At 69.1% G+C, this 15,147-nt stretch carries 9 protein-coding genes and 1 tRNA gene; 6 read left to right on the forward strand and 4 right to left on the reverse strand.

Translation table 11 applies throughout. The features are described from left to right. The 4 genes from ACT6S0_RS21640 to ACT6S0_RS21655 form a co-directional block, all read left to right on the forward strand. Positions 1-2,829, forward strand: a 2,829-nt coding sequence (locus ACT6S0_RS21640; protein WP_444765837.1) for a translocation/assembly module TamB domain-containing protein, incomplete at its 5' end; no start/stop codon positions are given. Positions 2,830-2,966: 137 nt separating this feature from the next. Further along, positions 2,967-3,302, forward strand: coding sequence for a hypothetical protein (locus ACT6S0_RS21645; protein ID WP_444765838.1), 336 nt, complete (start codon positions 2,967-2,969; stop codon positions 3,300-3,302). A gap of 76 nt (positions 3,303-3,378) precedes the next feature. Continuing rightward, positions 3,379-3,738 carry a hypothetical protein gene (locus ACT6S0_RS21650; RefSeq protein ID WP_444765839.1) on the forward strand — a complete coding sequence of 120 codons (360 nt, stop codon included), beginning with the start codon at positions 3,379-3,381 and terminating at the stop codon, positions 3,736-3,738. 93 nt (positions 3,739-3,831) lie between these two features. Next, a tRNA-Arg gene (locus ACT6S0_RS21655) sits at positions 3,832-3,906 on the forward strand. A 106-nt stretch (positions 3,907-4,012) separates the two neighbouring features. Here the strand turns inward: ACT6S0_RS21655 and ACT6S0_RS21660 are convergent. Genes ACT6S0_RS21660 through ACT6S0_RS21675 form a run of 4 tightly spaced genes read right to left on the reverse strand, consistent with a single transcriptional unit; the run spans position 4,013 to position 9,673 of the window. After that, entirely contained in the window at positions 4,013-5,095 is a 1,083-nt protein-coding gene (locus tag ACT6S0_RS21660; protein WP_444765840.1) for an ATP-binding response regulator, read from the reverse strand. Further along, the gene (locus ACT6S0_RS21665; protein ID WP_444765841.1) at positions 5,092-5,487 is read right to left on the reverse strand and encodes a response regulator; all 396 of its coding nucleotides are present in this window, start codon (positions 5,485-5,487) and stop codon (positions 5,092-5,094) included. Before ACT6S0_RS21665 ends, ACT6S0_RS21660 begins: the two co-directional genes overlap by 4 nt. Positions 5,488-5,495: 8 nt before the next feature. Beyond that, complete coding sequence (locus ACT6S0_RS21670) at positions 5,496-7,202, reverse strand: sensor histidine kinase (RefSeq protein WP_444765842.1); 1,707 nt, start codon at positions 7,200-7,202, stop codon at positions 5,496-5,498. 47 nt (positions 7,203-7,249) lie between these two features. Then, positions 7,250-9,673, reverse strand: a complete 2,424-nt coding sequence (locus tag ACT6S0_RS21675; protein ID WP_444765843.1) for an EAL domain-containing protein — start codon at positions 9,671-9,673, stop codon at positions 7,250-7,252. 562 nt (positions 9,674-10,235) lie between these two features. On the opposite strand from ACT6S0_RS21675, the gene ACT6S0_RS21680 reads away from it, so the two are divergent. Together ACT6S0_RS21680 and ACT6S0_RS21685 are read left to right on the forward strand one after the other, a co-directional pair. After that, positions 10,236-10,571 carry a thioredoxin domain-containing protein gene (locus ACT6S0_RS21680; RefSeq protein WP_444765844.1) on the forward strand — a complete coding sequence of 112 codons (336 nt, stop codon included), beginning with the start codon at positions 10,236-10,238 and terminating at the stop codon, positions 10,569-10,571. Between the two features lie 181 nt (positions 10,572-10,752). Further along, the coding region (locus ACT6S0_RS21685; RefSeq protein ID WP_444765845.1) for a glucoamylase family protein at positions 10,753-15,147 on the forward strand (4,395 nt) is incomplete at its 3' end.

Below are 15,147 nucleotides of genomic sequence, written 5' to 3' on the forward strand. Positions count from 1 at the left end.
CTGGACGGGCCGCTGCTGCTTTCCGGCGGCGGCCCCGACCAGCCGCTGTCCGCCAGGCTGGACCTGCGCGGCACGCTCCAGGCCCGGCCGCTGCGCCTGCAGGCCCGCTTGCAGGGCCGGCTGCACGACCAAGGCAGCAGCTGGGACATTGAGGAAGCGCGTCTGACCAGCAAGGACGCTGCACTGCAGGCCAGCGGCCGCGTCGACGTCACGGCGGCCAACCGCATTGCCGCCAAGCTCGCCACCAGTCTGCGCCAGTTCGACCCCCGCCTGCTCTGGCGCGGCGCGGCGGGCTCGGCCTGGGCGCGACTGGCCGCCACCCAGCTCAACGCCGACGCGCAGCTGGATGTGCGTGGCAGCAGCCTCGACGACGCCACCGGCAGCGTCGAAGCCAAGGTGCTGCCCAGCCAGCTCGGCGGCCTGCCTCTGCAGGGCGCGTTCAGCGTCAGGCGCGCACGGGCGGCCGACGCCGCGGCCTTCGACGCCGATGCGCGCCTGGGCAGCAACCGCGCCCAGGCCAAGGGCCAGGCGCGCACCACGGCCGCCTCGGCGCAATGGACAGTCCAGGCACCCAGGCTGGCCGAGCTGAACCCGCTGCTGGCACTGTTCGATCAAGGTCCGGTGGCCGGCCAGGCCGAGGGTGATGGCGATGTGGAGCTACTGCGCGTGCCCGCGGCCCGTGGCAGGGCCGCAGCGCCGGCGTCCTGGCGCATTGGCGGCAGCGGCCGCCTGGCCCTGACGGGCGTGAACGCGAGCGGCACGACGGTCGGCAATGCGCGGGGCCGCTGGACCCTGCCGCTGCCGGGCCCCGACGGCGACGGCCCGCTGGCCCTGGCGCTGGAGGTCAGCGGCCTGCGTCACCCGAGCGTCGATATCAGGACCGCCAAGGTCGACCTGCAGGGTCGACGCAGCAACCACGAGATCAAGGCGCAGCTCGCCGGCCGCGCACGACCCATGCCCGAGCAGGACCTCAACCTCGGCGCCACGCTGCTGGCCCAGGGCCGCTGGGACGGCCAGGCCTGGGCCGGCCGCATCGCCCGGCTGGACATGGCGCCGCTGCGGCCGGGCACGCCCGCCATGCTCGCCGCGACCGGCGTCAACCTCAAGATCGGCCCGGGCCTGAGCGTCATCGCTGAACCCGGGCGCGCCGAGGTCGGCGGCGCCTTCGTGCGCTGGCAGGCCCTGAGCTGGCGCGGCGGCGAGCAACCGCAAGCCCGTGCCGAGCTGCAGCTGGAAGACCTGGCCGCCGCGCCGCTGCTGGCGCGCTGGCAGCCCGATTTCGGCTGGAGCGGCGACCTGCGCGTGACCGGCCATGCCTCGCTGCTGTTCAACGACAGGTTGACCGCCGAGCTGCTGGTCGAGCGCAAGAGCGGCGACCTGCGCGTCACCGACGAGTTCGGCTCGCGGCCCCTTGGCCTGACCGACCTGCGCCTGGCGCTCAATGTGCAGGACGGCCTCTGGCAGTTCGCGCAGGGCCTGGCGGGCAGCGAGCTGGGCAGCTTTGGCGGCGCGATCGCCTTGCGGCCCACGGGGCTGTGGCCGAACGCCCAGACGCCGGTGCAGGGCGTGCTGCAGGCCAACGTGGCCCAGCTCGCCAACTGGGGCAGCTGGGTGCCGGCTGGCTGGCGCCTGGCCGGGCGCGTGGGCGCGACGGTGCAGCTCGCCGGCCGTGCCGGGGCACCGCAGTTGACCGGCACGGTCGACGGCGACGGCCTGGCGCTGCGCCACCTGCTGTATGGCGTGGACTTCACCGAAGGCCGCTTCACGCTGGCGCTGAACGGCCAGCACGCGGAGCTGACGCGGCTGGAGACCCGCGGCGGCGACGGTTGGTTGCGCGCCACCGGCCGCGCCGACTTCGGCGCCAAGCCCACCGCGCATGTCGAGCTCAAGGCCGACAAGCTGCGCATGCTGTCGCGCGTGGACCGCCGCATCGTCGCCAGCGGCGAGGCCCAGCTCGACCTCGACGACAAGGGCCTGCAACTGGTCGGCAAGCTGCGCGCCGACGAAGGCCTGATCGACTTCACCCGCGCCGACGCGCCGACGCTGGCCGATGACGTGACCGTGGTGCGCAGCTCGGCCAACACCGGGCCGGTCGCACCGCCGCCGCCCAAGGCCGTGCGCGGCTCGACCGTCAATGTGGCGCTGGACTTCGGCCGCGACTTCAAGGTGCGCGGCCGCGGCCTGGCGACCACGCTGCGCGGCCAGCTGCAGATCTCGCAGAAGGACGACAGCCCGCTGCGCGTGACCGGCAAGCTTGACGCCGATGGTGGCCAGTACGCTGCCTACGGCCAGAAGCTGGAGATCGAGCGCGGCGACATCAGCTTCACCGGCTCGCTCAACAACCCCTCGCTGGACCTGCTGGCCGTGCGGCCCAACCTCGACATCCGCGTCGGCGTCTACGTCGGCGGCACGGCGCTGGCGCCGCGCGTGAGCCTGTACTCGGAGCCCGACATGAGCGATACGGACAAGCTCTCCTGGCTGCTGCTCGGTCGCGAGCCGGACGGCCTGGGCCGCACCGACACCGCCCTGCTGCAACGCGCCGCCGTTGCCCTGCTGAGCGGTGAAGGCGAAGGCGCCACCGGTCGCGCATTGCGCAACATCGGGCTGGACGAACTCTCGCTGTCGCAGAGCGATGACGACGCGCGCTCGACCATCGTGCGCCTGGGCAAGCAGATCTCGCGCCGCTGGTATGTCGGCTACGAGCGCAGCCTGAATGCCACGACGGGCTCCTGGCAACTCATCTACCGCATCGCCCAGCGCTTCACGCTGCGGGCACAAAGCGGCGACGACACGGCGCTGGACCTGATCTGGCAGTGGAAGTGGAATTAGCAGCGAGCGCTGCCGGCTCCCTCCTACGCGCGAACGCGCCGCGACGGCGCCCCGCTTCCCGGGCCTGCCTACAAGCGCAGGCTTTCGCACCGGCCAAAGTTGATGCATCGCTGTTGGTTCCCACACGGAGGTTCAGCATGATCCAGCTTCGGCCCACGCCGCTCACTGCCGACGATCTGACCAGAACGCACGCGGCTGCTGCGCCCCCGCTGTTGCCGGTACTCGAATCTCAGCCCCCGACCCCCGTGGCTGATGCGCTGCCGACCGAGGTGCAGCCGACGCATCTGCTGCACTTCGAGCCGCTGGTCGCACAAAGCGCCGGTCTCGACATCCCCTGCGACCCCGAGGGACACGTCGGTCTCGACGCCCTGGGCGACAAGGCCCGCAATGACTACTTCTTCGCGCGCGCCCTGATCGGCTGCTTGTTCGCGCGGCCGACCGTCAAGCAGGCCATGCCACTGATGCGCGCCTGATGCCTAGGCGCCGTCCTACAGCCAGGTGACGGCGCGCCCGACAACGCCCGCCGGGCTCCTCTCCGAAGATACGGCCATGTTCCAAGAATCGCTTCCCATCCTGTCCCTGCCGCCCCTCCCGGTGGCCGAAGACCAGCACGTGGACGCCGACCTCGACGTCTCGCTCAGCACGCCCTCCACGCTGGTCGTCAACGCCAGCCTCGAGCTGGAGGCGGGCGAGTCCGGCCGCCGCAGCGTCGACCTGGCCCTGGTCATTCCCCGCTCGCAATGCCGGGGCGAGCGGCCATTGCTCGCCGCCTTGCTCAACGCCGCCCAGGCCGCCGTCGCGCGCGCCACCCGTGGCGGCAGCATGCATGCCATCACCGGCCTGCCGCGCCGCGTGCTGACGCAGATCGCCGGCCGGCCCTACCTGGTCACGCAGTTCGAAGCTGCCTGAGCGGCAGTCGCGCCACGGCGCGTGCGCGGGAACCGGAGGGAGCCCATGCGAGAATGCGCGCCGCTTCGACGGCGTGGCTGCATGCCGGAGGTGCTCTCCGTAGTTCAATGGATAGAACGGCCGCCTCCTAAGCGGCAAATGTGGGTTCGATTCCCGCCGGAGGGACCACAAACAAATCCCGGGGCTGCTGCCGCGCGCTCGATTCGCTGACCCTGGCAACCTTTACCCTGAAGTGGCCGCCAGCGGCTCACCGCCGCGGATCGCCAGGCCCGCCTCAAAGGCGAAGCCGCACCACCGTGCCTCGGCCCGACGCGGAGCGAAAGCGCAGCCGCCCCCCCAGAAGCTCCGCACGCTCCAACATGCCGTGCAAGCCGATGTTTTTCTCGGTCAAGCCGCCACTGAGGACGGCATTGGTGTTGAAGCCGCGGCCGTCGTCGCCGACGGTCAACACGAAGTGGTTCCCCCCTGGCACAAAGCGCAGCCGCACCAATACCGTATGCGCACCGGCATGGCGCAGCACGTTCGTCAACGCCTCCTGGAGTATGCGCAAGGCCACTGCGTGCCCGGGCGCCGAGCGCTGCATGTCGACACCGCGCACGCGCAAGCAACCGTTGACACCGCTGGCTTCAAGCTGGCGATCGATGGTTGCCTGCAGTGCGGCCGTGAAACCGAGCAGCTCCAGTTGCGCCGGTCGCAGCTGGAACGACATCGACTTCACTTGCTGAACGGCCTGCTGCGCCATCTCAAGCCCGCGCTGCAGGCTGCGCTCCGACTGCCCCGCTTCGCCGCGCAGCGCCGCGTGGATGTGGGTGACGATTGCGGTCAGGCCCTGGCCAAGGCTGTCGTGCAGCTCGCGCGCAATCCGGCTGCGCTCGCGTTCCTGGGCATCGACCAGGCGCAAAGACAGCAGGCGCAGGCGCGTATTCGCATCGGCCAAGGCCTTCGCATCGCGCTGGCGCTGGCGCTCCGCCGCGCGCAAACGCAACACGCGCTCGATCACCGCCGGCAGCAGTGCCAGCTTGTCTTTGGCAACATAGTCTTTCGCACCGGCGCGAAACAGCTCCACCACGGCGGCCTCGCCGATTGCGCGCGTGACCACCACCAGCGGCACCGGTTCCGGCAGCGCGGAAAGCACGCTGAGTGCGCGTTCAGCTGAGAACCCGGGAATGCTGTAGTCACACAGCAGCAAATCGGGCGGGACCTGCAGGCAATGCCGCAGACCGGCCTCGTCATCGACCTGGCGCACCCGGGCGTCCACGCCGCCGCGCTCCAGGGCGAGGCGAATCAGCTCCACGTCGTCGGGCTCGTCCTCGATACAGACGATGTCCAGCTTCCGTTCCAGGGTCAGGTGGGTCATAACTGCCATCCAATATCGGTGTCGTACCAATAGCCGGTCACGGCCGCCAGCACTTGGCCCCAGGTGCGCTCGGCCATCGGCTTCAGGACATAGCTGTTGGCGCCGGCTTCCAAGGCGCGCTCGACGTCCGAGAGCAGGTCCGATGTCGACATCATCACGATGCTGGCGTTGCGTGCGGCCGGCAGGCCGCGCAGGCGTGTCGCCGTCGCCGGGCCATCGAGACCCGGCATATTGACGTCCAGCAACACCAGGTCCGGCACGACGCGCCCTGATTCGATCGCTGCCACGCAATCCTCGCCGCTGAAGAAGGTGGCGACCGGCCGGTCCAGCTGCATCGATCGCAGCGCCAGCAACATGAGGTCAATCTGGTCTGCACTGTCGTCCACCAACACGAGGTGTTTCATAACAATCCCAATGATTCGGTGGTGTACTCCGCATGGACCCGGTCCTGCGGTAAACGGATTTCAAACAGGCAGCCGCCCCCTTCGCGATTGCGCCCTTCAATCTCGCCACCATGGAGTTGCACGATTCGGCGCACCGTTGCTAGCCCGATGCCCGTGCCAGCGAAGCGACCATTGGCATGCAACCGCTGGAAGGGCCGGAACAGTCGTGCGGCGAGATCCGGCGGAAAGCCCACGCCGCGGTCCATGACCTGCAGCACCGCCTGGCCATGCGCATGCCAGGCGCGCACTTCCACCTTGCAAACGGGCTGCTCGGCTGAAAATTTCACCGCATTGTCGAGCAGGTTTTCCAGCAGTGCTTCGAACAGCCGCCTGTCCGCGCACAGCTGCACCGTGTCTTCAACGTGGCATTCGACGACACGCCCGGGATAGCGGTCTTGAATGGTCACCACCACCTCGCGTACCAGCGCCACCGTGTCGAAGGTTCGAATGCGCAGCGTCTCGGTGGAAAGCCGCGAAAGAGCCAGCAGGTCGGTGATTAGCTCGTCCATGCGCACCGCGTTGCGCCGCACGCGATGCAGATACTCGCGAACCGGCGCGTCCATAGTGCCGATTTGGCCCGCCAACAGCGCATCGACGAAGCCCTTAATCACTTGCACCGGCCCACGTAGGTCGTGAGACACCGTATAGGACAGCGTCTCGAGCTCCTCGTTGGCATGCTCCAGCCGGCGCGCATGTTGTTCGAGCTCGGTGATGTCCGTGTCCACGCCAATCCAGCCCTCCACACGGCCGTCGGTGCCCTGCACTGGCGCGCCGACGCCGAGGAAGGCACGGTATTCGCCATGGCGTGAACGGAAGCGTCGACGCACCCGCAGCACCGTGTTTGTGGCCTTGGCCACTGCCAAGGCCTGTTGGTAAGGCTCCACGTCCTCGGGATGCAGCGCGAGCATCCAGTCATGCCCAAGCCAACCGCCGTCGCGGGGCCCTACCAGTTCGTGCCACGCTCGGTTCAGGTAGGTCGCGCCGCCGGCATGGTCGGCCTGCCACAGCACCTGAGGCGACAGGTCTGCCAGCACCCGGTACTCCTGCTCACGCGACGCCAGCTGCGCGCCGCGTTCGGCGAACGCCGCCTCAAGCGCCCGGCGCGCGCCCTGCAGCTCTTGCAACGCCTCGTGTTCGGCGGTGCGGTCCACTGCACAGACGATGCGCCGCGGCGGCCCGCCTCGATCAAAGGCCTTGCCGTAGACGTCGACAACCAGGGCGCGTCCGGTGGCCGTGAGGTGTTCGCAGCGAGTGACATCGGACCGCCGGGTCGCACTCAGCTCTTCGATGAGGTTGCGCACCGCAGGCACGTGTTGCGAGTCACGCAGCGCTTCGAGCGACAGGCCGGCAAAACGCTTTTGGTCGTAGCCGTACTGTTCTGCGGCCGCCTCGTTGGCTTCCACGATCTTCAGCGTCTGCGGGTCGTAGAACCACATCGGCAGCGGATTGCTCTCGAAACACATGCGGTAGCGTCGGCGCAGGCCTTGAACTTCGACCGCGTACCACAGGGTCACGCAGCCAAGCAGTATGCCACCGCCCCACCAGACGGCAGGTGCCGCCAGATGGCTGGCCCATATGGCCAAACCCAGCCAGGCAAGCAAAGGCAGCAAGCCCACGGCGGCGCTGCGCAGCAAGTCCTGAAAATGTGGAACGGCGAACTTCAAGAACATATCCTCGGGCACGGCGCCAGTGCGCTTGCCATGATTCCTGCCTACTCCTTGGCGGCCTTGGCACGCTGGCGCGCGTAATGCTGGAAGGCTTCCTTGATGTGCTCCCGCAACGGCTCATCCTCCCAGGGCTTGGTAAGGAAGCGATAGATGGCACCGCGGTTGATCGCCTCGGTCACTGACTGAAGATCGGTGTAGCCGCTCAAGACCATGCGCACGGTTTGGGGATAGAGCGACTTCACCTCGCTCAGGAACTCGGTGCCGCACATCATGGGCATGCGCTGGTCCGACAGGATGACCTGGACTTCGTTTTGCGCCAGTATGTCGAAGGCAGCCGCAGCGCCGTCGGCGGTGAGGATCCGATAGCCGTCCCGGCGCAAGGCGCGCGTCAGCGCCCGCAGGATGTTCGGCTCGTCGTCGACCAGCAGCAGGGTGGGTCGCCACCCCACGTCTTCGCCCGCGCTGTCCGCACTGGGTGGACGAAAGTTCCTCAGATAGCTTTCTAGCTCGTTTGCCGGCAGCGGCCGGGACAGGTAATAGCCCTGGATTTCGTCGCACAGATGACGCTTGAGGAACGCCAACTGCGCCGCTGTTTCGACGCCTTCGGCGACCACCCTTAACCGAAGGTGGTGGGCCATCGCGATGACGCCCAAGGCAATCGCCGCATCGTCGCTGTCGTGCGTGATGTCTTTGACGAAGGAGCGGTCAATCTTGATCTTGTCGATCGGCAGGCGCTTCAGGTATCCGAGGCTGGAGAAGCCAGTGCCGAAATCGTCGATCGACAGTGCGACGCCCAGTGCACGCAGCCTGTGCAGCATGTCGTGTGTATTGCCGTCCGTCTCCATCGTCACGGATTCGGTCAGCTCGAGTTCCAGCCGATGGGGCGGCAGGCCGGTCCGTTTGAGCACGGCCGCGACCATATTGACGAAACCATCACCCAGGAACTGCACGCCAGACACATTCACCGCGATCGGGCAATCCAGAAGCCCCGCGTCCAGCCAGCGCCGGTGTTGAGAGCAGGCCTGCTCCATCACCCATTCACCGATGGCGACGATCTGGCCGGTCTCCTCGGCAATCGGGATGAAACGCAGCGGGCTGATCTGGCCCTGCTCAGGATGATTCCAGCGCAACAGCGCCTCGACCCCGCTGATGCGTTCGCGGCGCAAATCCATCTGGGGCTGGTAGTGCAGTTCGAACTCCCGATGCGCGATCGCGGTCTGCAACCGCGCGCGGATCTCGAAACGGTCGTTGACGTGCTGGACCAGATCGCCGCTGTAGACGTGGACCGAGTTGCGCCCGAAGCTGCGCGCGTAATGCGCAGCCATGCCGGCTTGCTGGATCAGCTGACCCGCATCGGTGTCAGAGCCCTGCGCCACGGCCACGCCAATGCGGCAGCCGCAATACAAAGTCTGCTCGGCAATGGCGTAAAGCTGCGACACCTCCCGCACCAGCTTGTCGGCCAGCGGCATAGCCTCGTGGGCGGATGACAGGCCAGGTGCCAACACCATCAAGGTGTCACCGCTCAAGCGGGCCAACACGTCGCCTTCGCGGAGGCTGCCTTGCAGCCGGCCCACTATTTCCAGGATCAATTGGTCGCCGACCGCATGGCCGAGCGAGTCATTCAGTTCCTTGAAATGGTCCAGGGCAATCAGCAGCACGGCTGCCACCTGTCCGTGACGGGCCGCCGCCGCCAGAGACTCGTGGATGCGATCGATCAACAGGGTGCGGTTGGGCAAGCCTGTCAAGGCGTCATGGGTGGCGCGGCGCAGCATCTCCTGCTCATGCCGGCGGCGCTCGGTGATGTCGACCTGGATGCCAAGGAAATGCGTCACCTCGCCGGCAGCATTGCGCACCGGACTCACAGACAACTCGTTCCAGAAGGGGGTGCCGTCGCGTCGGACGTTTTGAAGCACCACGCTGACCGGTTCAGCGCGCGCGAGCGCCTGACGCAAGGTTTGGAGCTCCGCCTGATCGCGCTCACCCCCTTGCAAAAAGCGGCAATTCCGCCCGAGTGCCTCGCCGCGGCCGTAGCCCGTGATGCGCTCGAACGCCGGGTTTGCATATATCAAGGGCAAACGAGGGTCACTGGCGTCGGCAATGACAATGCCATGAACGCTCGCCTCCATGACACGGCGACCGAGCATCAGCGCTTGCTCAACAGCGCGCCGCTCGCTGAGGTCACGCAGCACCAGCAGGGTGGCCGATTCGCCGCCCCATTCAATGGTGGACACCCGTGACTCGACCGTACGCTCGCCGCCAATGGGATCGATCAGTGTCACCTCGCGGCGATCACCCGGCACCAGCGGATGCTCCCAGCCCAGCACAGCACCGCTTTCGGCCGAGCGCCCCAGCAAATGACGCGCAGCCGCGTTGCGGTACAGCACCCGCTGGTCCTGGGAGACCACCAGCAAGGCGTCTGCGCTCTCATCCAGCAGAACCTGCAGCAAGCTTTCGTTCGAACCGGCCATGGTCGTCATCCGCGCGCTTGCCAGTTCAGTGGGACACCAAGCAAGGCGGTTCTATGCATGGTGGACTCCTCTTGGCCTTCGCGACTGAAAAATGCTCAACCCGCCTTGCTGCCTATCCGATGCGCACCAGCTGCGATGTCGAAAAGCAAAGCGCTCCGCCCGCGGCCGTATCACGCGCCTGCTGGCGTTCCTGCCGGCGACCCCTCGATGCAGGAATGCCGCCCGGCGGACTCGCGCGGGCGAGTCATCGTCCTCTGCGAAACCACTGTATCGCCAGCTGTCGGGACGCCTGCACCGAAATGCCCACATGAAGTGCATAGATCACAGGCACAACAGATTCAAAGTGGCTGCGAGATGGTGAACGTCACGCCCTTGTCCGGTTGCGCCGATGCGGCCACAGGGCCCTCGTGCCGCTCGACGATGCGCTTCACAAGGGCGCGAACAGACGGTGCGCGTGGGTCGGACTGGGCAACCATCTGGGCGAGCCAGAGGCTCCGGAACAGGAGCCGGCTTTGCGGGCGAGGGCGCGGCCCGGCCCGCGCGGCGTGGCACCATGCCGCCCATGACCGTCCTTGTCGCCTGCCTCTGCGCCGCCTGGTGCCGCACCTGCGAGTCGTATCAACAAGTCTTTGAAGCCGCCTGCGCCGAGCTGCCGCAGGCCGGCCTGCGGGTCCGCTGGATCGACATCGAGGACGAGGCCGAGCTGATCGCCGACCTCGACATCGAGACCTTCCCGACGCTGCTGATCGCCGACGACACCCAGGTACGCTTCGCCGGGCCGCTGACGCCGCAACCGCAGACGCTGCAGCGCGTGCTGCGCGCGCACCTGGCGGACGCGCGACCGGCGGCTGTCGATGCGGGCTTCGAGGCACTTGCCAGGCGCTTGCGCGGCAGCTGAGCACTGTCCGGGTGCGAACGCCCCCATCGAGCGCAGCGACGCCCTTGCCGGTGCATTTCCGTCACAAATTTTCACGATGCGGCACATCAGCCATCTTGCTAGGGAGATGTAGGACTACACCGACAGGGACACGCGACGCGAGCCGCTGTGCCCGCCTCGGCTCACCGCCCAAAGTCCTGGCATGTCCGCACCGCCTCAACGCCCCCCACATGACCAGACGCCCACTGGCGTTGCCCAAGCCTTCATTCGTCTGACCAGCGGCCCGGAAGCCGCCGCGTCCCCCGTCAGGGCGGTGCAGTTCGGCGCCGAGCGCTTTGCCGAGCACGGCCGCAGTCTGGCTGCCGCCCAACGCGTGGACGACCTGCGCAGCCAGCCACGGCCGTTCTCGCCGCGCCTGCGCAGCAACCTACGCGCCTGGGGGGTGGCGCTGGATGTGCTGTCCGAGGAAGGCTTGCAGGCCGACATCGACCCCGCACACGCCTGGCTGCTGGACAACGCGCGCATCGTGCAGCAGCAGCTCGACGAGGTGCTGCATGACCTGCCGCGCAGCTATTTCCAGCGCCTGCCGCGCTTGGCCGATGAGCCGCTGCAGGGGCTGCCCCGCGTCTACGGTGTCGCCTGGGCCTGGGTGGCCCACTCGGACAGCTCGCTGGATCTGACGCTGCTGCACCACTTCCTTGCCGGCCACCATGAGGTCGAAGCGCTGACACTGCGCGAGCTTTGGGCCTTGCCGTCCACGCTGCGCGTCGTGCTGGTGGAAAACCTGCGCCGCCTGGCCGAGCGCGCCGCCTGGCGTCATCTCGCGCGCCGCGCCGCGCAGCGCCTGTTCGAGGCCCTGCCGAATCTCGATGGCGCTGCCACCCGCAGCCAGCTGCAGCAGTGGCAAGCGGCCTGGCCGCGCGACCCGGCCGTCAACGCGCTGGCCCTGCGCCTGCACGAGCGGCTGACCGACCGCGCCATGGGCCAGCCCGGGCAGAGTGACCCGGCAGATTCGTCGTGGGCAGCTGCGAGCGCCTGGCTGGCCGAGGTGCTGCCCGACGCCGCCGCCACGCAGGCCGCCGAGCAGGCGGAAAGCGCCGCTGACCACCAGAGCATCCGCAACGCCATCGGCAGCCTGCGCAATCTCGGCGCGGCCGATTGGGGCGGCCTGTTCGAGGCCGTCCACCCGACGCTGCAGGCCCTGGGGCGCATCGACGTCTACCGTCAGGAGCACGAGGCCACGCGCGACATGGCCACGCATGCCATCGAGGCGCTGACCGAGCGACACAACGTGCCCGAGTCCGACGTCGCCCAGGTGTTGCGCACACTCTGCAACGACCCGGCCTGGGCCGCAGACGCCGAGGAGCGGGCACCGCTGTACTGGCTGACCGGCGCCGGCCGCGAGCGCCTGCTGGCGCAACTGCGCCTGCGCCCGACCTTCGGCGAGCGCAGCACGGCGGCGCTGACCCGCTACCGCACCGCCTTCTACCTGACCAGCCTGGCCGCGCTGTTCGGCCTGACCCTGTTCGCGCTGATGCGGCTGGGCCTGCCGCCGGAGGCCGGTTGGCCCATGGTGGTGCTGGCCGTGCTGCTGGCGCAGCTGCCGGCCAGCGAGGCCGTCGTGGCCCTGGCCAACCGGCTCATCAGCGAGTCGGCGCCACCGGCGCGCCTGCCGCGCCTGGCCTGGCCGCACGGCATCCCGCCGGCAGCCCGCAGCATCGTCGTGATCCCGTGCATGCTGACGCGCCCGAAAGGGATCGCAACGCTGCTGGCTCAGCTGGAGCGCCACCATCTCGCCAACCTGGAGTCCGAGGCGCAGTTCGCGCTGCTGAGCGACTGGTCCGATGCCAAGGCCGAGCAGCAGCCGCAGGACGGGGCGCTGCTGGCGCACGCGCGCGCCGGCATCGAGGCGCTGAACCAGCGCCACGGCACGGCCTGCGATGGCCGGCCGCGCTTCCTGCTGCTGCACCGCGCGCGGCGCTGGAGCGAGACCGAGCAGCGCTGGATGGGCTGGGAGCGCAAGCGCGGCAAGACCGAGGCGCTCGCGGCCCTGCTGGCCAGGCCCGCATCGGAACTTGGCGCCGATTCGCTGCCGGACCGCTTCATTGACCTGGGTGAGCTGTCCACACCGGCGCCGGGCATCCAGCACATCGTCACGCTGGACGCCGACACCGCCCTGCCGCCCGGCGCACTGCGCGAGCTGGTGGCCATCGCCGCCCATCCGCTGAACCGCCCGCGCCTGCACCGATCGGACACCGGCGCCATCACCGTCGTGCGCGGCCACGGCATGCTGCAGCCGCGCGTGGCCACGCCGCTGGCCACGGCCGCGGGCAGCTCCACCGTGCATGGCACCTGGTTCCACAGCCTGTTTGCGGGCCAGCCGGGGCTGGACCCCTACAGCGCCGCCAGCTCCGAGGTCTACCAGGACCTGTTCGACGAGGGCAGCGGCACCGGCAAGGGCCTGATCGACGTGCAGGCCGCCGCCCAGGTGCTGACCCACCGCTTTCCCGAGGGTCAGGTCTTGAGTCACGACCTGCTGGAAGGCTCGCTGATGCGCTGCGCCGGCATCAGCGATGTGATCCTCGTCGAACCCGCGCCCATGCACGCCGACGTCGCCGCCTCGCGCATCCATCGCTGGACACGCGGCGACTGGCAGCTGCTGCCCTTCCTCGGCAACCCCAGGCGCTGGGGGCTGCGCGGCATACATGTCTGGAAGATGCTGGACAACTTGCGCCGCTCGCTCGTGGCGCCGGCCGCGCTGCTGCTGCTGGTGGCGTCGTGGGTGGGCGTGGGCCTGACGCCGCTGTGGGCGCTGGGCCTGGTGGCGGCCGCTTTTGGCGCCGGGCCGCTGATGGGTGCGCTGGCCGCCTGCGCGCCGGCGCGCGAGCACATCTCGCTGCCGCGCTTCTACCGCCACGCGGCCACGGAGCTGGGGCGGGTGGTCGGCGGGGTCGCCTGGCACATCGCCATGCTGCCGGCGGCCAGCTGGCTCAACCTCGACGCCATCGGGCGCGCTCTGTACCGCCAGCGCGTCAGCCACCAGCATCTGCTGGAGTGGACGACCGCCGATGCCGCGGAGGCGGCCGCGCGTACCGACTGGAAGTCACTGTGGCGCCAGCACCGCCGCCTGACCATCGCCAGCGGCGTGCTGGCGCTGCTGCTGATGACGCCGGCCCTGATCGGCCAGCCCGTGGCCTGGGACATCGCCCTGCCGCTGCTGGCCGCCTGGGCGCTGTCGCCGCTGTGGATAGGCCTGGCCAGCCGGCCGCGCGCCCGGCCGCGTCGCGAGGCCATCGACGACGACGAGCGCCAATACCTGCTGAGCATCGCGCGCGACACCTGGCGCTGGTTCGAGCGTTGGGTGACCAAGGATGACAACGACCTGCCGCCCGACAACGTGCAGTTTGACCCCGACATCGCCGTCGCCCACCGCACCTCGCCGACCAACATCGGCCTGTACCTGCTGTCGGCCTGCTGCGCGCGCGAGTTCGGCTGGCTGCATGACGTCGGCCTGGCCGAGCGCATCGGCCGCACGCTGGACACGCTGGACAAGCTGCCCCGCCACCGCGGCCACTTCTACAACTGGATCGACACCGAGCGGCTGACGGTGCTGGAGCCACACTACCTGTCCACCGTTGACAGCGGCAACCTCTGCGCCCATCTGCTGGTGGTCTCTTCCGCCTGCGAAGGCTTTGCCCGTGGTGGTGAAGGCATGCCGCCGCCGCCTGCGGTGGCCGAGGCGCTCAATGCCGTGGCCGCCCGCGCCCGCGCGCTCGCGCTGGCGCACGACTTCAGCTGGCTCTACGACCGGCAGCGCCACCTGCTGCACATCGGTGCCGTCGCCAGCGTCCATGCCGAGCACGGCACGGAGCGGCTGGACCAGAACCACTACGACCTGCTGGCCTCCGAGGCGCGGCTGGCCAGCCTCGTCGCCATCGCCAAGGGCGACATCCCGCCGGCGCACTGGGGTGCGCTGGGCCGACCATTCTTCTCGCGCGGCCGCGTGACCGGGCTGAAGAGCTGGTCGGGCTCGATGTTCGAGATGCTGATGCCATCGCTGGTGCTGGACGAACCCACGGGCAGCGCGCTGGCCGACGCAGCGCGGGCGACGGTGATGGAGCAGATCCGCGCTGGGCGCGCGGCCGGCCTGCCCTGGGGCGTGTCCGAGAGTGCCTATGCGAAGCGCGACAGCAGCCTGGCCTACCAATACGGCCCGCAGGGCGTGGCCAGCCTGGCGCTGCGCGACACGCCGTCCGAGGAGCTGGTCATCGCGCCTTACGCCACGCTGATGGCGACCATGGTGATGCCGCGTGCGGCTGTGGCCAATCTGCGCGTGCTGCAGGCCCTGGGCGCCCGCCACGACGGTGGTTTCATCGAAGCGCTGGACTACACCGTCGGCCGCCAGCCCGAGCCGCCTGCGGGCGCACCGCCAGGCCCGCGCTTCCAGCGCATCGGCACGGCCATGAGCCATCACCAGGGCATGTCGCTGGTTGCACTGACCGAAGTGCTGTGCGGGGGCGCACCGCAGCGCTGGGCCGAGGCCGAACCGCGCCTGTGCGCCGTGCGCTGGCTGCTGCACGAGCGCGCACCGCACAAG

Source organism: Roseateles sp. (assembly GCF_052436255.1).
GTDB lineage: Bacteria > Pseudomonadota > Gammaproteobacteria > Burkholderiales > Burkholderiaceae_C > Pelomonas.